Origin of the sequence: Nocardia xishanensis NBRC 101358 (assembly GCF_001613365.1) — a bacterium.
GTDB classification, from domain to species: domain Bacteria; phylum Actinomycetota; class Actinomycetes; order Mycobacteriales; family Mycobacteriaceae; genus Nocardia; species Nocardia xishanensis.
The window spans coordinates 20,631-39,608 of the sequence record NZ_BDCF01000009.1; the positions used below are offsets into that span (position 1 = coordinate 20,631).

The 18,978-nt window shown below is 67.9% G+C and carries 24 protein-coding genes; 19 read left to right on the forward strand and 5 right to left on the reverse strand.

The genetic code is table 11. The features are described 5' to 3' along the window. Nucleotides 1-12 precede the first annotated feature (12 nt). Nucleotides 13-1,035: an alpha/beta hydrolase gene (locus tag NX1_RS09660; RefSeq protein ID WP_068056819.1), complete on the forward strand. Its 1,023-nt coding sequence runs from the start codon at nt 13-15 to the stop codon at nt 1,033-1,035. Between the two features lie 109 nt (nt 1,036-1,144). Beyond that, nucleotides 1,145-2,389, forward strand: coding sequence for an Nramp family divalent metal transporter (locus NX1_RS09665; protein WP_068056821.1), 1,245 nt, complete (start codon nt 1,145-1,147; stop codon nt 2,387-2,389). Nucleotides 2,390-2,398: 9 nt separating this feature from the next. Here the strand turns inward: NX1_RS09665 and NX1_RS09670 are convergent, their stop codons facing one another. Together NX1_RS09670 and NX1_RS09675 are read right to left on the reverse strand one after the other, a co-directional pair. Beyond that, a complete protein-coding gene (locus NX1_RS09670) occupies nt 2,399-3,424 on the reverse strand; it encodes an SDR family oxidoreductase (RefSeq protein ID WP_068056823.1) in 1,026 nt (341 codons plus the stop codon). Nucleotides 3,425-3,605: 181 nt separating this feature from the next. Further along, nucleotides 3,606-4,415, reverse strand: coding sequence for an enoyl-CoA hydratase-related protein (locus tag NX1_RS09675; RefSeq protein ID WP_068056825.1), 810 nt, complete (start codon nt 4,413-4,415; stop codon nt 3,606-3,608). 131 nt (nt 4,416-4,546) lie between these two features. Between NX1_RS09675 and NX1_RS09680 the strand changes: the two genes are divergently transcribed. Further along, nucleotides 4,547-5,806, forward strand: a complete 1,260-nt coding sequence (locus NX1_RS09680; RefSeq protein ID WP_084501303.1) for a TetR/AcrR family transcriptional regulator — start codon at nt 4,547-4,549, stop codon at nt 5,804-5,806. On the opposite strand, the gene NX1_RS09685 is transcribed toward NX1_RS09680, so the two are convergent. After that, on the reverse strand, nt 5,783-7,309 hold the full coding sequence (locus NX1_RS09685; RefSeq protein ID WP_084501286.1) for an aldehyde dehydrogenase family protein: 1,527 nt from the start codon (nt 7,307-7,309) through the stop codon (nt 5,783-5,785). The two genes, NX1_RS09680 and NX1_RS09685, sit on opposite strands and share 24 nt — an antisense overlap. A 399-nt stretch (nt 7,310-7,708) precedes the next feature. On the opposite strand from NX1_RS09685, the gene NX1_RS09690 reads away from it, so the two are divergent. The 3 genes from NX1_RS09690 to NX1_RS09700 are packed head-to-tail and all read left to right on the forward strand — an operon-like array spanning nt 7,709 to nt 10,391. Further along, nucleotides 7,709-8,713, forward strand: a complete 1,005-nt coding sequence (locus tag NX1_RS09690; RefSeq protein ID WP_084501287.1) for an ATP-binding cassette domain-containing protein — start codon at nt 7,709-7,711, stop codon at nt 8,711-8,713. After that, complete coding sequence (locus NX1_RS09695) at nt 8,710-9,534, forward strand: ABC transporter permease (protein WP_068056826.1); 825 nt, start codon at nt 8,710-8,712, stop codon at nt 9,532-9,534. The genes NX1_RS09690 and NX1_RS09695 overlap by 4 nt, the downstream gene beginning before the upstream one ends. Beyond that, nucleotides 9,531-10,391 carry an ABC transporter permease gene (locus NX1_RS09700; protein ID WP_068057125.1) on the forward strand — a complete coding sequence of 287 codons (861 nt, stop codon included), beginning with the start codon at nt 9,531-9,533 and terminating at the stop codon, nt 10,389-10,391. The genes NX1_RS09695 and NX1_RS09700 overlap by 4 nt, the downstream gene beginning before the upstream one ends. Nucleotides 10,392-10,496: 105 nt before the next feature. Here NX1_RS09700 and NX1_RS09705 read toward each other — a convergent pair whose 3' ends face one another. Further along, nucleotides 10,497-11,693: a lycopene cyclase family protein gene (locus NX1_RS09705; RefSeq protein ID WP_068056827.1), complete on the reverse strand. Its 1,197-nt coding sequence runs from the start codon at nt 11,691-11,693 to the stop codon at nt 10,497-10,499. A gap of 125 nt (nt 11,694-11,818) precedes the next feature. Continuing rightward, a complete protein-coding gene (locus tag NX1_RS09710; RefSeq protein ID WP_068056829.1) occupies nt 11,819-12,295 on the reverse strand; it encodes a hotdog fold domain-containing protein in 477 nt (158 codons plus the stop codon). Between the two features lie 610 nt (nt 12,296-12,905). Between NX1_RS09710 and rpsJ the strand changes: the two genes are divergently transcribed. From rpsJ to NX1_RS09775, 13 genes are all read left to right on the forward strand, one after another. Beyond that, nucleotides 12,906-13,211 carry a 30S ribosomal protein S10 gene (gene rpsJ / locus NX1_RS09715; RefSeq protein ID WP_003938093.1) on the forward strand — a complete coding sequence of 102 codons (306 nt, stop codon included), beginning with the start codon at nt 12,906-12,908 and terminating at the stop codon, nt 13,209-13,211. Nucleotides 13,212-13,225: 14 nt separating this feature from the next. Beyond that, complete coding sequence (gene rplC, locus NX1_RS09720) at nt 13,226-13,891, forward strand: 50S ribosomal protein L3 (RefSeq protein ID WP_068056831.1); 666 nt, start codon at nt 13,226-13,228, stop codon at nt 13,889-13,891. Beyond that, nucleotides 13,888-14,562 carry a 50S ribosomal protein L4 gene (rplD, locus tag NX1_RS09725; protein WP_068056833.1) on the forward strand — a complete coding sequence of 225 codons (675 nt, stop codon included), beginning with the start codon at nt 13,888-13,890 and terminating at the stop codon, nt 14,560-14,562. The genes rplC and rplD overlap by 4 nt, the downstream gene beginning before the upstream one ends. Further along, nucleotides 14,559-14,864 carry a 50S ribosomal protein L23 gene (rplW, locus tag NX1_RS09730; RefSeq protein WP_011207266.1) on the forward strand — a complete coding sequence of 102 codons (306 nt, stop codon included), beginning with the start codon at nt 14,559-14,561 and terminating at the stop codon, nt 14,862-14,864. Before rplD ends, rplW begins: the two co-directional genes overlap by 4 nt. 33 nt (nt 14,865-14,897) lie before the next feature. After that, nucleotides 14,898-15,734 carry a 50S ribosomal protein L2 gene (gene rplB, locus NX1_RS09735; protein ID WP_067785345.1) on the forward strand — a complete coding sequence of 279 codons (837 nt, stop codon included), beginning with the start codon at nt 14,898-14,900 and terminating at the stop codon, nt 15,732-15,734. Between the two features lie 15 nt (nt 15,735-15,749). Continuing rightward, nucleotides 15,750-16,031 carry a 30S ribosomal protein S19 gene (rpsS, locus tag NX1_RS09740; protein WP_067785343.1) on the forward strand — a complete coding sequence of 94 codons (282 nt, stop codon included), beginning with the start codon at nt 15,750-15,752 and terminating at the stop codon, nt 16,029-16,031. Continuing rightward, entirely contained in the window at nt 16,028-16,426 is a 399-nt protein-coding gene (rplV, locus tag NX1_RS09745; RefSeq protein ID WP_062983231.1) for a 50S ribosomal protein L22, read from the forward strand. The genes rpsS and rplV overlap by 4 nt, the downstream gene beginning before the upstream one ends. Beyond that, nucleotides 16,427-17,230: a 30S ribosomal protein S3 gene (gene rpsC, locus NX1_RS09750; protein ID WP_068056835.1), complete on the forward strand. Its 804-nt coding sequence runs from the start codon at nt 16,427-16,429 to the stop codon at nt 17,228-17,230. A gap of 3 nt (nt 17,231-17,233) precedes the next feature. Continuing rightward, nucleotides 17,234-17,650, forward strand: coding sequence for a 50S ribosomal protein L16 (gene rplP / locus NX1_RS09755; RefSeq protein ID WP_067785334.1), 417 nt, complete (start codon nt 17,234-17,236; stop codon nt 17,648-17,650). After that, nucleotides 17,650-17,889 carry a 50S ribosomal protein L29 gene (gene rpmC, locus NX1_RS09760; protein ID WP_011207272.1) on the forward strand — a complete coding sequence of 80 codons (240 nt, stop codon included), beginning with the start codon at nt 17,650-17,652 and terminating at the stop codon, nt 17,887-17,889. Before rplP ends, rpmC begins: the two co-directional genes overlap by 1 nt. Next, nucleotides 17,886-18,155, forward strand: coding sequence for a 30S ribosomal protein S17 (gene rpsQ, locus NX1_RS09765; RefSeq protein ID WP_067785331.1), 270 nt, complete (start codon nt 17,886-17,888; stop codon nt 18,153-18,155). Before rpmC ends, rpsQ begins: the two co-directional genes overlap by 4 nt. Before the next feature lie 129 nt (nt 18,156-18,284). Beyond that, nucleotides 18,285-18,464 (forward strand): hypothetical protein, encoded by a 180-nt coding sequence (locus NX1_RS09770; RefSeq protein WP_068056837.1) that lies wholly within the window; start codon nt 18,285-18,287, stop codon nt 18,462-18,464. Nucleotides 18,465-18,506: 42 nt separating this feature from the next. Further along, entirely contained in the window at nt 18,507-18,977 is a 471-nt protein-coding gene (locus NX1_RS09775; protein ID WP_068056839.1) for an NUDIX domain-containing protein, read from the forward strand. The last annotated feature ends 1 nt before the right edge of the window (nt 18,978 follow it).

The following is an 18,978-nucleotide window of genomic DNA, read 5'->3' on the forward strand; positions in this document are numbered from 1 at the left end:
CGTGCCGCGGCGATGATCGCGACCGCTACGGTGTTCGCGGGACTCGTATCCGGACTCGGCGCATCCTCGGCTACAGCTGACCCGATCATCGACTCCAAGGCGCTGCTGGCCGACCCGACCTCCTCCGACGGTTCGAAGATCGTCAAGGCGGAGGTCAAGGACTCCCGCAACATCCGGCTGCACGTGTACTCGGCCGCGATGGACGAGAACGTCGTCATCGACGTGCAGCGTCCGGCCGACGCGTCGGTGCCGCGGCCGACCCTGTACCTGCTCAACGGCGCGGGCGGCGGCGAGGACGACGCCTCGTGGGTGGCCCGCTCGGAAGCGCTGGAGTTCGTGAAGGACAAGAACGTCAACGTGATCCAGCCGATCGGTGGCAAGTGGAGCTACTACACCGACTGGATCAAGGACGACCCGACGCTCGGTCGCAACAAGTGGACGACGTTCTTCACCGAGGAGCTGCCTCCGCTGGTCGACGGCGCGCTCGGCACCAACGGCGTGAACGCCATCGCGGGTCTGTCCACCTCGGGCACCACCGTGCTCGCGCTGCCGATCGCCAAGCCCGGCCTGTACAAGGCGGCCGCGGCCTACAGCGGCTGCGCGCAGACCAGTGACCCGGTGGGCTCGGAGTTCGTGAAGCTCACGGTCGAGACCTGGGGCGGCGGCGACACCGAGAACATGTGGGGCCCGCTCGGCTCGGAGCAGTGGGTCAAGAACGACCCGTACGTGAACGCCGAGGGCCTGCGCGGTCTCGAGCTCTACATCTCCACCGGCACCGGTCTTCCCGGCCAGTACGACACGCTGAACGGCGAGTACGCGTTGCCCGGCGCCTACGGTCTGGCCAACCAGATCCTGATCGGCGGCGTGATCGAGGCGGGCACCAACTACTGCACGCACAACCTGCAGAACCGCCTGAACGAGCTGGGCATCCCGGCGACCTTCAACTTCCGTCCGGACGGCACCCACTCGTGGGGCTACTGGAACGACGAGTTCCCGCGGTCGTGGCCGGTCCTGGCCAAGGGCCTCGGTCTCTGAGCCTGCCTGAATCTCCCTCGACCGCCCCGGTCACACTCGGTGTGACCGGGGCGGTCGTTTTTGAAGGCCCATCCAATGGAAAAGTTCGGAAACCCGTAAAATCGAGTTTGTGAGCACTACTCTGGCGGATCCGGCCCAGTCGACCGGTCGGGCGCGTTCGCTGGTCGCGTTGCTCGGTCCCGCATTCGTCGCCGCCATCGCCTACGTCGACCCGGGCAACGTGGCGTCCAACATCAGCGCGGGCGCGCAGTTCGGGTACCTGCTGGTGTGGGTGATCGTCATGGCGAACGTCATGGCCGGGCTGGTGCAGTTCCTTTCCGCCAAGCTCGGGTTGGTCACCGGGATGTCGCTGCCGGAGGCGGTGCGCGAGCGCGCGAGCCGCCCGGTGCGCCTCGCCTACTGGGGGCAGGCGGAGACGGTCGCCATGGCGACCGACTTGGCCGAGGTGGTCGGCGGCGCGATCGCGCTGAATCTGTTGTTCGGGCTGCCTCTCGTTGTCGGCGGGTTGATCACCGGCGTGGTGTCGATGTGCCTGCTGGTGGTGCAGGATCGGCGCGGTCAGCGCCCGTTCGAGCGGGTGATCACCGGCTTGCTCGCGATCATCGCGGTCGGCTTCCTCGCCTCCGTCGTGATCGCGCCGCCCTCGGTGTCCGGCACGCTCGGCGGACTGGCGCCGCGCTTCGACGGCGCCGAGAGCGTGCTGCTCGCCGCCGCCATGATCGGCGCGACCGTGATGCCGCACGCGGTGTACCTGCACTCCGGCCTGGCCAGGGACCGCCACGGCCACCCGGCGCCAGGACCGGTCCGGGTCCGCCTGCTGCGGGCGACGCGGCTGGACGTCGTCCTGGCGATGCTGCTCGCGGGCACGGTCAACCTGGCCATGCTGCTGATGGCCGCGAATACGCTGCGCGGCAAGGAAGTCGACTCCATCGAGAGCGCGCATGCCGCGGTCGGCGACGCGCTCGGCCCTGTCGCGGCGCTGCTGCTCGCCGTCGGCCTGCTCGCCTCCGGATTGGCCTCCACCTCGGTCGGCGCGTACGCGGGCGCGATGATCATGCAGGGTCTGCTGCGCCGCACGATTCCGCTGCTGCTGCGCCGGTCGATCACCCTGGTCCCGGCGATCGTGATCCTGGCCGCCGGCATCGACCCGACCCGCGCGTTGATCGTCTCGCAGGTGGTGCTGTCCTTCGGCATTCCGTTCGCGCTGATCCCGTTGGTGCGCTTCACCAGCGACCGCGAGCTGATGGGGGCCGACGCCAACCACCGGGTGACGACCGCGCTGGCCTGGCTCGTCGCGCTGATCATCAGCCTGCTCAATATCGCGCTGATCTATTTGACCGTGACGGGCGCGTAGCCGCGCGGCTCACACCCAGTTCTCGATCCAGTACTTCCAGATCAACGGGGCGTACGCGGCCAGTGGCGGCACCTTGATATCGGTGCCCGCGAGCGCGGCGCTCGCGCGGACCGCGTCGAACCGGCAGGTGAACTCGCTGTGCTCGAGCACGTCCATCGGGACGCCGACGCGCGGCAGCATCCAATTGGCCCCGGGCACCCGCAGCACCATGTTCATGGCGCGCTTGGGCATCACCTCCACCAGATGCGGCGAGCCCGCCTCGTCGGCGAACAGATTCAGCGCCTCCACCGCGCTCATCCGGCGCGGATCGACGAGGTGGTAGGTGCTCGACGCCGGGCCTGCCTGATGGGCGATGTGGTCGAGCGCACGTGCCACGAAATCCACCGGAACCATGTTGGTTTCACCGAGTTTGGGCACCAGCACCGGGAGGATGCGCGGCAGCTGCGCGGCCATCCGCAGCAGCCGGAAGAAGTAGTAAGGACCGTCGATGCGGTCGATCTCGCCGGTCCTGGAATGGCCGATGACGATGGACGGGCGATAGATCCGCCAGTCGAGTTCGGAGTCGCGGACGATGCGTTCGGCCTCGAACTTGGCCTGCTGCAAGGGAGTTGTCAGCGTCTGTCCGTGGTCGAACATGTCCTCGGTGAACACGCCCTCGTACGAACCGGCCACCTCGACGGTCGACATGTGATGCAGCAGACCGGCTTCCAGCGTCTGCGCGGCGTCCACGACATTGCGGGTGCCCGCGCCGTGCTCGGTCAGGTCATAGCTCGCGGCTAGATGGAACACGTGGTCGATGGCGCCGCGATGCTGTGCCAGCCAGTTGCTGTCGATGCCGAGATTCGGCGCGCCGAGATCGCCGCGGACCGGGCGCACGCGGTCGCCCGAGTCCCATTCCCTGGCGCAGCAGGCGAACCGATCGGCCGATTCCTGACCGGGCCGGACCAGCACGTGGATGTCCGCATCGCGCTCGAGCAGCTGTGGGATCAGGAAACGACCGATGAACCCAGTTGCTCCGGTAACCAGGTAAGCCATAGCCGATCAACATAGTCGCCCGGGCCGCGCGGTTTGTGCCCGGGATCACACTGTGGCGGATCGGGTGGTGTTCGCGGGCCCGAGCTACCGGTTGGCGACCCGCGAACGACCGATCCCGCGCACGTCGTCGTGTCTGGGATTTCTCCGGCGGCGCGGCATCGGCCGCGCCGCCGAAGAGGACTCAGTCCGCGAAGACCGGCTTGCGCTTGGTCAGCATCGCGGTGGCGCCCTCGCGGAAGTCGGCGGAGCCGAGCAGCTCGCTCTGGCCGGACTTCTCGGCCGCGAGCGCCGCGTCGAGCGCGGTCAGGGTGGCCTGGTTGAGCGCCTTCTTGGTGAGCTCGAGCGCGCGGCGCGGACCCGCGGCGATCTTGGCGACCGCGGCCTCCGCCGCCGCGTCGAGCTCGTCGTCGGGCAGCACGGCGGTGAACAGTCCGGCGCTCTTCGCGGCGGGCGCGGGCAGCCGCTCGCCCAGCAGCGCCATCTCCGCGGCCAGTGGACGTCCGGCCGCCGCGGCGACCAGCGCGGCCGCGCCGCCGTCGGGCATCAGGCCGATGTTGATGAACGCCAGCAGCAGATAGGAGTCCTCGCTCGCGTACACCAGGTCGGCGGCCAGCGCGATGCCGACGCCGACGCCCGCGGCAGCGCCCCTGATCCGTGCCACGACCGGAACCGGCGCGTCCACGATGGCTTTCACCAGCCGGTTGGCCGCGTCCATCACCAGATCGGCGGTGATGCCGCGCTGCGCCTCGGCGGGGGATGCGGCCAGATCCGCGCCGGTGCAGAAGTCGCCGCCCTCGCCGGTCAGCACGATCGCGCGCACCGATCGGTTCTCGGCCGTCGCGAGGAACGTGTCGCCCAGCGCGACCATCGTGTCGTAATCGATGGCGTTCTTGCGCTTGGGTTTGGTGATGGTGATACGCAGTACCTTGCCGTCCTGCACCGCGGTGAAGCCGACGGTGGCCGCCGCGGGTGCGGAATCGGTATTGCTCATTTTTCGCTCCTGGTCTGCGATTCGGCGGACGCCGGACCATGAATAGTGGTTAACTTTGCGAATTGTGGTTAACTTATGTGGACTTGTCCGGCGCTGTCAACCAGGCGGCGCCGTCCCAGAACGGAGAGTGCATGGTCGCGGAACACGGCGAGGTAGACCTCGCGCCCGCGCGGCCCGAACCGAGCGGGGGTAGGACGGGCCAGGAGAACACCGGGGTGCGCCGCCGCCCCAAGGACCGCAAGGCGCAGATCATCCGGGCCGCCGCGCGCGCCTTCAGCGAGCGCGGGTACTACCCGGTCGGCGTCGATGAAATCGCCGCCGACGTGGGCATTTCCGGGCCTGCGCTGTACCGGCACTTCGCGAACAAGTACGCGCTGCTCGTCGCCGCCGCCGAGGAGGGCGCGCGCCACCTGCTGAATGTCGCGCGCAACGCCGACGATCCCGGGCTCGATCCCGAAGCGCGGCTCGAGCGCCTGATCAAGGCGCTCGCCGAACACACCATCGACATCCGCCGTGAGGCCGGGCTCTACCGCTGGGAACGCCGCTACCTGGAACGCGAAGATCGCATCCGGATCCGCAAGATCTACGACGATCTAAACGCCACCATCGCCGCGCCCATCGCCGGGCTGCGCCCGGACGCGCCCGAGGAGGACCTGCGGGTGCTCGCCGCCTCGGTGCTCAGCGTGGTGGCCAGCATCTCCGCGCACCGCACGGCGCTGTCCGGCGCCCGGCTGCTTCCGCTGTTGCGCGAGATGTGCTGGTCGGTGCTGCGCGCCGAGCTGCCGCCCGCTCCCGCGCAGCCGGAGCAGGGGCCGGCTGCGCGCGGCCTTCCGGTCACCTCGAAGCGCGAACAGCTGCTCGCCGAGGCCATCCGCATCTTCGGGCGCCAGGGCTATCACGAGGCCAGCATCGAGGAGATCGGCGCCGCCGTCGGGATCAACGCCTCCAGCGTCTACCGGTACTTCAGCAGCAAGTCCGATCTCCTCGCCGCGGCTTTCCATCGGACCGGCGACCGGGTTTCTGTCGCCATGACCGACGCGCTCGCGGAGGCGACGAACCGGCCGGACGCGGCACGCCTGATCGCAGCGCGCTACGCCAAGCTGAGCTTCGCCACCCCGGAGATCATGCCGGTCTACTACGCCGAGTTCAGCAACCTGCCGCAGGCCGAGCAGCACAAGCTGCGCGCCATCCAGCGCCAGAACGTCCTGGAATGGGCGAACCTGCTCGATGGCGACCCGGTCGAGGCCCGCTTCCGCGTGCACGCCGCCATCGGCCAGGTCATCGATATCGGCAGGCTCATCCGCTTCGACGCGAGGCCGGCCCAGCTGGCCCGCGTGACGGCGCTGATGGAAGCGGTGCTGCTCGGCTCAGCCCGGCCGTCCGTGGCGTAGTCGGAACATCGCCTTGGCCGTGCGGAGATGGCGGGGGTGCCGGTCGAAGGTGGCCAGGTTCATCGGCGCGGTGTAGCGCTTGCGCGCCACGGCGAGCGTCCTGCTGAACTCGCGCAGCCCGTGCTCGCCGTGACTGTGGCCCTGGCCGTATTCGCCGACGCCGCCGACGGGCAGCGCGGGAATGCCGAGATGGGCGGTGGTCGAGTTGATCGTCACCACGCCGGCGCGCAGCGTCTCGGCGAAGGACTCCACGCTGTGCACGTCCCTGGTGAACACCGAGACCGCGACCCCGTTCCCGGTGGCGTTGATGCGCTTGGCCGCCTCCTCGATGTTCGCCACCCGGTTGACGATCAGCACCGGCCCGATCGCCTCGCCGGTGATCGCGATGCTCTCCTCGGGCACCTCGGCGAGCACGATCGGCTCGACGTAGGGCTCGCGAATCGAGTCGAGTCCGCCGACCACCGCGCGCCCGCCCCTGGCGATCGCGTCGCGCACCTGCTTGCGCACCACGTCGACCTGGGCTTCCAGAATCATCGGCCCGTAGGAGGCGCGCTTGTCCGCGCCGGGGCGCAGCCGCCTCGCGTCCACGGCCACCAGGTCGAGGAAGTTGTCGTACACCGAATCCGCGACGTAGGCCCGCTGCACGCCGGAAGGGTTCTGGCCCGCGTTGGCCATCGCGCCGAACACCGCCGCCTCGGCCGCCTCGTCGAGTTTCGCGTCGACGTGCACCACCATCGCGCCCTTGCCGCCGCGCTCGACCACCACGGGCGTCATGGTCTGGGCGCACAGCGAGATCACCTCTCGCGCACCAGCTTCCGACCCCGAGTAGGCGATCTTGTCCAGCTTGGCCCGGCACAGCGCGGCCGCCGTGCCGCCGTCGCCGGTCACCACTTGGAGCACCGGCTGACTGGGCGCCAGCTCGGCCCAGCTCTCGGCCAGCCACACCCCGACGCCGGTGGTCAGCTCGTGCGGCTTGAACACCACCGCGTTGCCCGCCGCCATGGCGTAGGCGATCGAACCCATCGGCGTGAAGACCGGGTTGTTCCACGGCCCGAGCACGCCGACGACGCCGAGCGGTAGATAGCCCACCGAGGCCTGCTGGTTGCGGCTCAGCCAGCTGGAACCGAGCCTGCGCCGCCGCAGCGCGCGAGAGGCGTTGCGCGCGGCCCAATCCAGATTCTCGACCGCGAGCATCACCTCGATCGCGGCGTCCGCCTCCGGTTTTCCGGTCTCCTCGGAGACCAGCTCCACCAATTCGCTTGCCCGCCTTGCGATGCTGCGCTTCCAGTCGAGCAGCCAGCGCTTGCGAGCGCCGAAACCCAAATTGGCCCACCATCTTTCGGCGGCGCGCGCGGCGCGGACGGTGCGATTGAGCTCGCCCGCCCCCATCACGGCGTAATTTCCGACCACCTCTCCGGTGCGTGGATCATGGGATATCAGCACGTTCGATCGGCCCGATCCTCCCGGATGCGCCGCCAAGCGTGGCTGCGCGGACTCGGCCATGGTTACCTCTTCGCAGTCTCGACCCGCCGTGCCCCCACCCGAATCGAGCCGACCCCTGACGGACCGGCTCCCAGCGCGGTCCCGCCACAGACGAGTGAGTGCGTGTATGCCCCCGTCTAGCAGACTATGGTCGGCGTCCCCGGCCGACAAGGCTGCGCCGCCGCCAGTCCACTGCCCTTGCCATGCCTCGACCAGGATCGATACTGCGCCGTACTGCGGAGCGGCTTGTAATGTGAGGAATCCCACACATATTCGGTCTCGCGACTGGGTATGGACTGGTCGTCGGTCCAGGACGCGAGATGCCGGTAACATCACGCCCAGCGGCAGGGATCACCACCCCGACGTACTCGAGTGCGTCCGGCGATCGGATCGCCGCACCGGCCCGATAGTGGAGAGTTGATGCCGAGCTTGAACCAAGCAGAATCGCCGGCGCGCGAGCCAGAATTGACCGAGCGCGTTCCAGCGGTCCGCGTCCAGGACGTCCGCAAGTCGTTCGGCGACGTGCACGCACTGCAAGGGATCAGCTTCACCGTCGAAAAGGCGAGTGTGCTCGGCATCCTCGGACCCAACGGCGCTGGAAAGACCACCACGGTCAAGATCCTCTCCACGCTGCTGCGCCCGGATTCCGGCACAGCGGTCGTCGCGGGCCACGACGTCTGCGAGGACCCGGCGGGCGTGCGGCGCTCGATCATGATGACCGGCCAGTACGCCGCGCTGGACGAGAACCTCTCCGGCCGCGAGAACCTCGAACTGTTCGGCAGGCTGATGGGCTTGGGCAAGTCGGCCGCCCGCAAGCGCGCCGACACCCTGCTCGAGGAATTCGATCTGGTGAGCGCGGGCAAGCGCGCGGTGCGCCACTACTCCGGCGGCATGCGCCGCCGCGTGGACATCGCCTGTGGTCTCGTCGTGCGCCCCGAGGTGGTGTTCCTCGACGAACCGACCACCGGTCTGGATCCGCGCAGCCGCCAGGGCGTCTGGGATCTGGTGAACGTGCTCAAGGAGCAGGGCATCACGGTGCTGTTGACCACGCAGTACCTCGAGGAAGCCGACGTGCTCAGCGACAACATCATCGTGATCGACAGGGGCACGGTGATCGCCGAAGGCACCGCGGAGGAACTCAAGGAGAAGACCGGCGGCAGCTACTGCGAGGTGGTCCCGCTCGACCCGAAGAAGGTGCTGACCGCCGCGTACGCGCTCGGCGATCTGGTGCCCGCCGCCGTGACCGCCGAACTCGACGGCAGCGACCGGCTCTCGTTCCCGGCCCCCAACGGCGCTACCACCCTGTCCGAGGCGCTGCGCAGGCTCGACAGCGCGGGCGTCGCGCTCGCCGACATCGCGTTGCGCAGGCCATCGCTCGACGACGTCTTCCTTTCCCTCACCGGCCACTCGGGCGGTCATTCGTGACCGCGAGCGCCACCGAACCGGCCACCCCCGAGGCGGCCGAACTCTTCGCCGAGCTACCCGTCGCCCAGCCGTCCTCGTTCGCGCAGTGGCGGGCGCTGACCGGTCGCGTGGTGAAGACCATGGCCACCAAGGGCGAGCTGATCGTCGCTTTCGTCACGCCGCTGGTGTTCACCCTCGGTTTCTATCTGCCGCTGCGCTTCGTGATGAAGCTCCAGGGCATCGACTACGCGCAGTTCGTCATGCCGATCATCGTGTTGCAGACCATGGCGTTCACCATGCTGTCCAACGCGCAGCTCGCCGCGTTCGAGGCGATGACCGGCCTGAGCACCCGCCTGCAGACCATGCCGATCGGCACGCTGGTCCCGTTCACCTCGCGGATCTGCGCCGGCTTGGTCCGTTCGGTCACCTCGCTGACCGGCGCGCTGCTCTTCGGGTACATGATCGGTTTCGAGTTCAGCGCGGGCTTCGGCCAGGCCGTGCTGTTCTGCGGGTTCTCGCTGGCCATCGGCACCGTGCTCGCCATCGGCGCGGACGGTCTCGGCAGCCTCACCAAGAGCCCGGAGCAGCTCAGTCAGGCGCTCACCCTGCCGACGCTGATCTTCGGCATGCTGTCCTGCGGGTTCGTGCCGGAGCGCAGCTTCCCGGAGTGGATCCAGCCCTTCGTGCGCAACCAGCCCATCTCGCAGTTCTCCTTCGCGCTGCGCGACATGGCGGGCGACGGGGTGAGCTGGGGCGTGCTGTGGGTGCCGTTGGCGTGGCTGATCGGGTTGACGGTGGTGTTCACGCCGTTCGCGGTGTGGGCGAGTGTGAGGCGGTCATGAACGTGACGCAGACGACGGAGACGGCGACCGAGGAGCAGAGCGCGGGCTTCGCGCCGCTGCCTGCCGTGGCCGCGCGTTCGGAGAACGCGATCGGCACCTGGGCGCAGCACAGCCTGTTGCAGTGCAAGCGACTGCTGATCGGCTGGATGCGCGATCCCGCGACCACCATTCAGACGCTGATCTATCCGGCGCTCACCCTGCTCATGTTCGACGTGGTGCTCGGCACGACGATCACCAGGAACACCGGCATGGACGCCATCTACGGCCAGGTCCCGCTGATCACCTTGGTGGCGGCCATGTCAGGCGCGGTGGTGAGTGCGCTCGGCTTCAAGGTCGAGAAGGCCACCGGCCTGCTGAGCAGGTTCTGGACCATGCCGATGAACCGCGCGGCGAGTCTGTCGGGACGGTTGCTCGCCGAGGCGGTGCGCGTGCTGATCACGACGTTGTTCGTGATCCTGGTCGGCATGGCGCTCGGCTTCCGCTTCAACCAGGGACCGCTGGCGGCGATTGCGCTGATCGGCATCCCGGTGCTGTTCGGCGTCGGGTTCGCGGTGCTGTGCACGGCGCTCGCGACGCTCACCGAGGGTGTGCTGCTGGTCAGCCTGATCACGATCGTGAACACGCTGCTGATGTTCTTCAACACCGGATTCGTCCCGGTGTTCGCCTACCCCACCTGGCTGCAAGACGTGGTCGGCAACCAACCGATGAGCACCGCCATCGACGCCATGCGCGGGCTCTCCGCGGGCGGGCCGGTCGCGGAGCCGCTGCTGAAGACGATCGCGTGGACGGTCGGTCTGGTCGTCGTGTTCGCCTTGCCCGCGGTTCGCGGTTACCGCAGGGCGGCCGAAACCGCCTGATCGGCGAATAGTTCGGCGGGTCGACGTGGATCGTCGGCCCGCCGTCCTGTTTGCGCGACCGTGACGCGTGGATCGAGGGCTCGGCCGTCTGCCGGATCCCCGCGGCTACTCGATCTCGGTGGTCATCGGTTCGCGTGGCCGGGTGAACTCGTAACCGACCCACCGGTTGCGGTTCGTCCAGCCGACCAGGTCGTAGCGCCAGCGGAACGGCCAGGTGTGCGCGACAGTGTTGAACAGCACCGCGCCCAGCGCGGCGTAGTCGTCGTGCGCGGACAGCAGCGCGCGCTGGCCGCGTTCGGATTCGGTGAAGAACGCGTCGAACATCGCGATCGACTGCTCGGTGGTCAGCCTGCCGAGGCCCCACAGCCCGCGCATGCGCATCCAATAGACCAGCCGCGCGCGCCTCGGCCACAGCGCGTCGACCGGGTCGCGGCCGGTGCGCAACGCGTCGACCGCCGTGTCGACCCGCGCGAGCGAATCGGCCACGCTGTAGCCGGTGCAGGGGTGCATCATGCCGCCGCGCGATCCGAACGGAACCGCCCGCGCGACGCCCCGCTTCGGCGGCGGCTGATCAAGCGGATAGTGGGCGGCCTCGCTCGGTTCCGCGCCGGTGAGCCGAATGCCATGGGCCGCAAGCCGATTCAGCGTCCGCTTGCGCAGCTCGTGTTGCGGCATGCCGCCGCGGAGCCCGAGGCTGGTCTCCTCGAAGATCACCGTGCCGTCCCCGATCGGGACGGCGTAGAGGAACGACGGCGGCTCGCCGGAGCCGGCGCCGTTCTCCGGCCGCCAGTCCAGCAGCAGCCCCTCGCCCGCGCCGATCATCGGCGCGGCGGTCGCCTCGTCGACGAAGATGCCGTGCGCGCTGGCCGCCCTGCGCTGCCCGAGCGCGGGCAGGCCGCGGGTGTCGAACACCGCCGCGGCGCGCAACACCGTGCCGTCGGTCAGTTCGACCTCGTGCGTGTCGACGCGAGTGGCGCGCCCGGCGATCACCTGTGCGTCGTCGAGGGGCAGCGCGTCGTAGAGGCCCTGCTTGGACAGCACGCAGTAGGGACGGCGAATGCGGTGCTCGGTCGTGGTCCACACCGTCGGCGCTTCGATGCGCGATCCGATCGCGCCGGGCGGCAACCATTCCGGCAGCTCGTCGACCCAGCAGGAGTAGGTGGGCGGCCACAGCCGCTGCGGTCGCGGGTCGATCGCGATCACCCGCAATCCCGCCCGCATCGCCCGATGGGCCAGCGCCCGTCCGGTCGGGCCGAGCCCGACGACGCACACATCGGCCGCCCGGACCGCACCGTCACTCATATCCGCATTCAATCCGCTGCCGGGACGACGGTGCAACCAGCCACGGGGTCGCGAGTAATGAACTCCACGTCGGCAACCCCGCGCGCATCGAAGGGAAACGGCACCGCCCGATACCGGCGAGTCGGCTACTTCGGCGTGACCCAAGTCGTGATATCCGCATGCACGACCTCGATACCGTGCTTGTCGTAGATCGACACCGGCACGACCAGATCCCGGCCCTCGGTGACCTGCGCGAAGTCCGGTATCTCCGGCAGCTTCGCCACCGCGCGCAACCCCGTCTCGGCCTTGGCCAGGTACCGCACGTTCATCGCCTTCGGGATCCAGCGGTGCGTCGTCGGCACCGTGGCCTCGTTGAGCATGCCCATCGCCACCTCGGCCAGGTTGCAGGCCGCGATGGCGTGGAAGGTGCCCAGATGGTTGTGGATGCCGAACCACTTCGGCGACGTCACCTCGCACAGCCCCGGTTCCAGCCGCGCGACGCTCGGGAGCACCGTGCCGAAATACGGCACGCGGGCCACCATCCCCAGCGAGAACAGCGCATGTCCCAGCCGGTTGTCCGGCAGCTTCTTCCACCCGCGCAGCGTTGCGGTCTCTTTCGTCATGTCGCTATCTTACTCAAAAGTAAGTTCGCTGCGGCAAGGGTTGCTCGCACCGCCTTCGCGCGCGTCGTCGAGGCCGTAATCCCTGCTAGGGATGCGAACAGCCTGCGACGTCTCGGCTCCGCGCGGGGGTGATCGACATGACGGTGGGGGCGATTTGAAGTGCCTCGGGGGTCTCGGGCATACTGTTCGGGTTGCCTTGCACGGGGTCGTGCCTGTTTCCAATGAGACGGGTCGTGATCGGCGAGGCGAGCAGTACCCACTTGTGTACTTCGCCGGTTTCCGGTGTGAGTACGTCCGGGACGTTGTTCCGAGCCTGAGATGAAGTTTTGGATCCGGGCCGAGGAATGAGCGGATGGGCGACACGCCCGACCGCGTGGACCGGAAGAACCATGACAGATGAACAGCGGCGAGATCGGGCGTGCCCGGTCGTGGTCTCCACTGCGTCGGATTTTGCCCGACTGGAAGCCCTGCGTGGTTACGCAGGCTGCCTCCTCCGGGCCTGATCCACTCGGGGCTGAGACGTCTTCGTGTGTTCGGGCTGTGCAAATGAGGGTGGTACGGAAGCCCGGCTTCCGGATCACGAAGGAAAGCGGAGAAAAGGACACTTAGCGTGGCGGGACAAAAGATCCGCATCAGGCTCAAGGCCTATGACCACGAGGCGATCGATGCGTCTGCGCGCAAGATCGTGGAGACGGTGACCCGTACCGGGGCCCGTGTCGTCGGCCCGGTGCCGTTGCCGACCGAGAAGAACGTGTACTGCGTCATCCGTTCGCCGCACAAGTACAAGGACTCGCGCGAACACTTCGAGATGCGTACGCACAAGCGCCTCATCGACATCCTCGACCCGACGCCGAAGACGGTCGACGCGCTGATGCGCATCGACCTGCCGGCCAGCGTCGACGTCAACATTCAGTGACGGGGACTCGAGACATGACTGACAACAAGAACCGGCCCGCGGCCGGCATCCTGGGCACCAAGCTCGGCATGACCCAGGTGTTCGACGAGAACAACCGCGTCGTTCCGGTCACCGTCGTCAAGGCGGGCCCGAACGTGGTCACCCAGATCCGCACGGTGGAGCGCGACGGCTACAGCGCCGTTCAGGTCGCCTTCGGCGCCATCGACCCCCGCAAGGTGAACAAGCCGGTCTCCGGCCAGTTCGCCAAGGCGAACGTCACCCCGCGCCGCCACGTCGCCGAGATCCGGGTCGCGGACGCTTCCACCTTCGAGGTCGGCCAGGAGATCAGCGCCGAGGTGTTCGAAGAGGGCAGCTACGTCGACGTCACCGGCACCAGCAAGGGCAAGGGCTTCGCGGGCACCATGAAGCGCCACGGCTTCCGTGGTCAGGGTGCCTCGCACGGTGCGCAGGCCGTGCACCGCCGCCCGGGTTCCATCGGTGGCTGCGCCACCCCCGGCCGCGTGTTCAAGGGCATGCGCATGTCGGGTCGGATGGGTAACGACCGCGTCACCACCCAGAACCTGTCGGTTCACAAGGTGGACGCCGAGAACGGCCTGCTCCTGATCAAGGGTGCGATCCCGGGTCGCAAGGGCGGCGTCGTGATCGTCAAGAGCGCCGTGAAGGGTGGTGCGCACGCATGACCAGCCTCGAGAAGAAGGCCAACCTGACGCTGCCGGTCAAGGAGATCGGTGGCAAGACCAACGGCACCGTCGATCTCCCCGCGGAGATCTTCGACGTGACCGCCAACATCGCGCTGATGCACCAGGTGGTCGTCGCGCAGCTGGCCGCGGCCCGCCAGGGCACCCACGCGACCAAGACTCGCGGCGATGTCTCCGGTGGTGGCAAGAAGCCGTACCGCCAGAAGGGCACCGGTCGCGCCCGCCAGGGCTCGACCCGCGCGCCGCAGTTCGCGGGCGGTGGCACCGTGCACGGCCCGCAGCCGCGCGACTACAGCCAGCGCACCCCGAAGAAGATGAAGGCCGCCGCCCTGCGTGGCGCCCTGTCGGACCGGGCCCGCAACGAGCGCATCCACGTGATCACCGAACTGGTCTCGGGTCAGACCCCGTCGACCAAGACCGCCAAGAGCTTCCTGGCCGAGCTGTCGGACCGCAAGAAGTTCCTGGTCGTCGTCGGCCGCGAGGACATCGCCGCGTGGAAGAGCGTGGCGAACCTGCAGAACGTGCAGCCGATCGCCCCGGACCAGCTCAACACCTACGACGTCCTCAACAGCGACGACGTGGTGTTCAGCGTCGAGGCCCTGAACGCCTTCGTTCACGGTCCCGCCGAGGCGGCACAGGAGGAGAGCAAGTGACCACCATCGCCGACCCCCGCGACATCCTGCTGGCGCCGGTCATCTCGGAGAAGTCCTACGGACTGATCGAGGAAGGCACCTACACCTTCCTGGTGCACCCGGACTCCAACAAGACGCAGATCAAGATCGCCGTCGAGAAGGTCTTCGGTGTGAAGGTCACCAGCGTCAACACCGCCAACCGTCAGGGCAAGCGCAAGCGGACCCGCTTCGGTTACGGCAAGCGCAAGAACACCAAGCGTGCGCTCGTGACCATCTCGGCCGACAGCAAGCCCATCGAGATCTTCGGAGGCCCGGTCGCGTAAGCGAGCGGGAATCCAGAAAGCAGAGAAGAACTCATGGCAATTCGCAAGTACAAGCCGACTACCCCCGGTAGGCGCGGGTCGTCCGTCTCCGACTTCGCCGAGATCACTCGGTCCACCCCGGAGAAGTCGCTGCTGCGTCCGCTGACCAAGACCGGTGGTCGTAACGCGCACGGCCGCATCACCACTCGCCACCGCGGTGGCGGGCACAAGCGGGCCTACCGTCTGATCGACTTCCGTCGCCTGGACAAGGACGGCATCCCGGCCAAGGTCGCGCACATCGAGTACGACCCGAACCGGACCGCCAACATCGCGCTGCTGCACTACGTGGACGGCGAGAAGCGCTACATCATCGCGCCGAAGGGTATCCAGCAGGGCACCCCGATCGAGTCCGGCCCGACGGCCGACATCAAGCCGGGCAACAACCTGCCGCTGCGCAACATCCCGACCGGTACCACCATCCACGCGGTGGAGCTGCGTCCTGGCGGCGGCGCCAAGCTGGCCCGTTCCGCGGGCATGAGCATCCAGCTGCTCGGTAAGGAAGGCCCCTACGCCACGCTGCGTATGCCCTCCGGCGAAATCCGCCGCGTCGACGTGCGCTGCCGCGCCACCGTCGGCGAGGTCGGCAACGCCGAGCAGTCGAACATCAACTGGGGCAAGGCAGGCCGTATGCGCTGGAAGGGCCGTCGCCCCACGGTCCGTGGTGTCGTCATGAACCCCGTCGACCACCCGCACGGTGGTGGTGAGGGCAAGACCTCCGGTGGTCGCCACCCGGTCTCGCCGTGGGGTCAGCCGGAAGGCCGCACCCGCAAGCCCAACCGTCCGAGCGACAAGCTCATCGTCCGCCGTCGCAAGACCGGCAAGAAGCGCTGAAGGAGGAGGTAAGAAATGCCACGCAGCCTCAAGAAGGGCCCGTTCGTCGACGACCACCTCCTCGCGAAGGTGGACGTGCAGAACGAGAAGGGCACGAAGCAGGTCATCAAGACCTGGTCGCGTCGTTCGACCATCATCCCGGATTTCATCGGGCACACCTTTGCGGTGCACGACGGCCGCAAGCACGTCCCGGTGTTCGTCTCGGAGTCCATGGTCGGGCACAAGCTCGGTGAGTTCGCGCCGACCAGGACGTTCAAGAGCCACGTCAAGGAAGACCGGAAGAGCAAGCGGCGATGACGACTGAGACTCAGAACCCCACTGCCCGGGCGACCGCCAAGCACGTGCGCGTCACCCCGATGAAGGCTCGTCGTGTCGTGGACCTGGTCCGCGGCAAGCGGGTCGAGGACGCTCTCGCGATCCTGAAGTTCGCGCCGCAGGCCGCGAGCGAGCCGGTCGCCAAGGTCGTCGCCAGCGCCGCGGCCAACGCCGAGAACAACCTCGGCCTCAACCCGGCCACGCTGGTCATCTCGACGGCCTACGTCGACGAGGGCGCCACCATGAAGCGTTTCCAGCCGCGCGCCCAGGGCCGCGCGTTCCGGATCCGCAAGCGCACCAGCCACATCACCATCGAGGTCGAGAGCGTGCCCACCGCCGGTGCTGCTCGCAGCCGCCGGAAGGGAGGGGCAAAGTAAATGGGACAGAAGATCAACCCCCATGGCTTCCGCCTCGGTATCACCACCGACTGGAAGTCGCGTTGGTACGCGGACAAGCAGTACGCGGACTACGTGAAGGAAGACGTCGCCATCCGTCGGCTGCTGGCCAACGGCATGGAGCGGGCGGGCATCTCGAAGGTCGAGATCGAGCGCACCCGTGACCGCGTTCGGGTGGACATCCACACCGCGCGTCCCGGCATCGTGATCGGCCGCCGCGGCGCGGAAGCCGACCGCATCCGCGCCGAGCTGGAGAAGCTCACCGGCAAGCAGGTTCAGCTGAACATCCTCGAGGTCAAGAACCCCGAGTCGGACGCGCAGCTGGTTGCCCAGGGTGTGGCCGAGCAGCTGTCCAACCGTGTGGCGTTCCGTCGCGCGATGCGCAAGGCCATCCAGTCGGCCATGCGTTCGCCGAACGTCAAGGGCATCCGTGTGCAGTGCTCGGGCCGCCTCGGCGGCGCCGAAATGTCGCGCTCGGAGTTCTACCGTGAGGGTCGGGTGCCGCTGCACACGCTGCGCGCCGACATCGACTACGGCCTCTACGAGGCCAAGACCACCTTCGGTCGCATCGGCGTGAAGGTCTGGATCTACAAGGGCGACATCGTCGGTGGCAAGCGTGAGCTGACCGCCGCGAGCGCGCCGGCAGGCGATCGCGATCGTCCGCGCCGGGAGCGGCCGAGCCGCCCGCGTCGTTCCGGCTCCGCCGGCACCACCGCGACCGGCACTGAGGCCGGGCGTTCCGCCACCGCGGTTGCGGACGCCCCGGCAGAGAAGCAGGAGGGCTGACGCATGCTGATGCCTCGCAAGGTCAAGCACCGCAAGCAGCACCACCCGAGCCGTTCGGGTATGGCCAAGGGCGGCACGTCGGTGGCCTTCGGTGACTTCGGTATCCAGGCGCTCGAGCCTGCCTACGTCACCAACCGGCAGATCGAGTCGGCGCGTATCGCGATGACTCGCCACATCCGCCGTGGCGGCAAGATCTGGATCAACATCTACCCGGATCGCCCGCTGACCAAGAAGCCCGCCGAGACCCGAATGGGTTCCGGTAAGGGTTCGCCGGAGTGGTGGGTCGCGAACGTCAAGCCCGGCCGCGTGATGTTCGAAATGTCGTACCCGAACGAGGAGATCGCTCGCGAGGCGCTGCGCCGCGCGATGCACAAGCTCCCGATGAAGTGCAGGATCGTGACCAGGGAGGAGCAGTTCTGATGGCAACCGGTACACCGGCCGCAGAGCTCCGCGAGCTCACCGAAGAGGAACTCGTCTCCCGCCTGCGTGAGTCGAAGGAAGAGCTGTTCAACCTGCGCTTCCAGATGGCGACGGGTCAGCTGGACAACAACCGTCGTCTGCGCGTCGTTCGTCACGAGATCGCGCGCATCTACACGGTCATGCGTGAGCGTGAGCTCGGTCTGGCCACCGGACCCGCAGGTAAGGGAGATGCGGCATGAGCGAGAACACTGTGCAGCGCAACCGTCGTAAGGTGCGGATCGGCTACGTCGTCTCGGACAAGATGAACAAGACGATCGTGGTCGAGCTGGAGGACCGGGTGAAGCACCCGCTCTACGGCAAGATCATCCGTACCACCTCGAAGGTCAAGGCCCACGACGAGAACGAGATCGCCGGCATCGGCGATCGCGTTCAGCTGATGGAGACCCGCCCGCTGTCGGCCACCAAGCGCTGGCGTCTGGTCGAGGTCCTGGAGAAGGCGAAGTAATTCCCCGCTCCGCGGCTTGAATCTCGAAGGCCCGCTTCCCATTCGGGAAGCGGGCCTTCGCCGTATGCGGGAGATGGTCGCCGTGCGCCGTCGGCCTATTACTTGGTACACAGTGGTATGGCATTAACCATGCGACTGCCGGAAGCCGAAGAAGCCGCCCTCGACGCGCAGGCCGTCGTGGAGGGCCGATCGAAGAGCGATATCACCCGCGCAGCGCTGCGCGCCGACATCCTGCGCCACCGTCGGTGGGACGCACCGCTGCTTACCGACGAAGAGACCTTCGATCTCGGCAACCCGTTGGAAGAGTAGCCGCGGCAGGATCGGGTGACGAGGCCAAAAGTGGGGTAATGGGTGAGGCAATTCGAGGACGGGCTGGCGCGCCCGCGACTTGCGGCAGGCGCGCTGTTCGTGCGCGGTGAGCGAATATTCCTGGTGCACAAGACCTATGGCGATGGGTGGGATCTGCCGGGTGGGTTCGTCGGGGACGGGGAGTCGCCCGCGGCGGCGTGCCGTCGAGAGGTGCGTGAAGAGTTGGGGATCGATTGGGTTCCCGGTCGGTTGCTTGTCCACGATTGGGCTCCGTACCCGGGAGAAGGCGACAAGATCCTGTACGTGTTCGACGGCGGGAAGTTGGGCGTCGATGAAAAGGCGATCGAGCTTCAGGCCGAGGAGTTGGACGAATGGCGCTGGGTCGGGCTCGATGTGCTCGACGACCACGTCGTTCCACGGCTGGCTCGTCGCATACTCCATGCGCACGTCGCCAAAAGTGCCGGGCGCACGCGCTACTTGGAGCACGGTGAGCTGGTAGCGAACGCGAACTAGC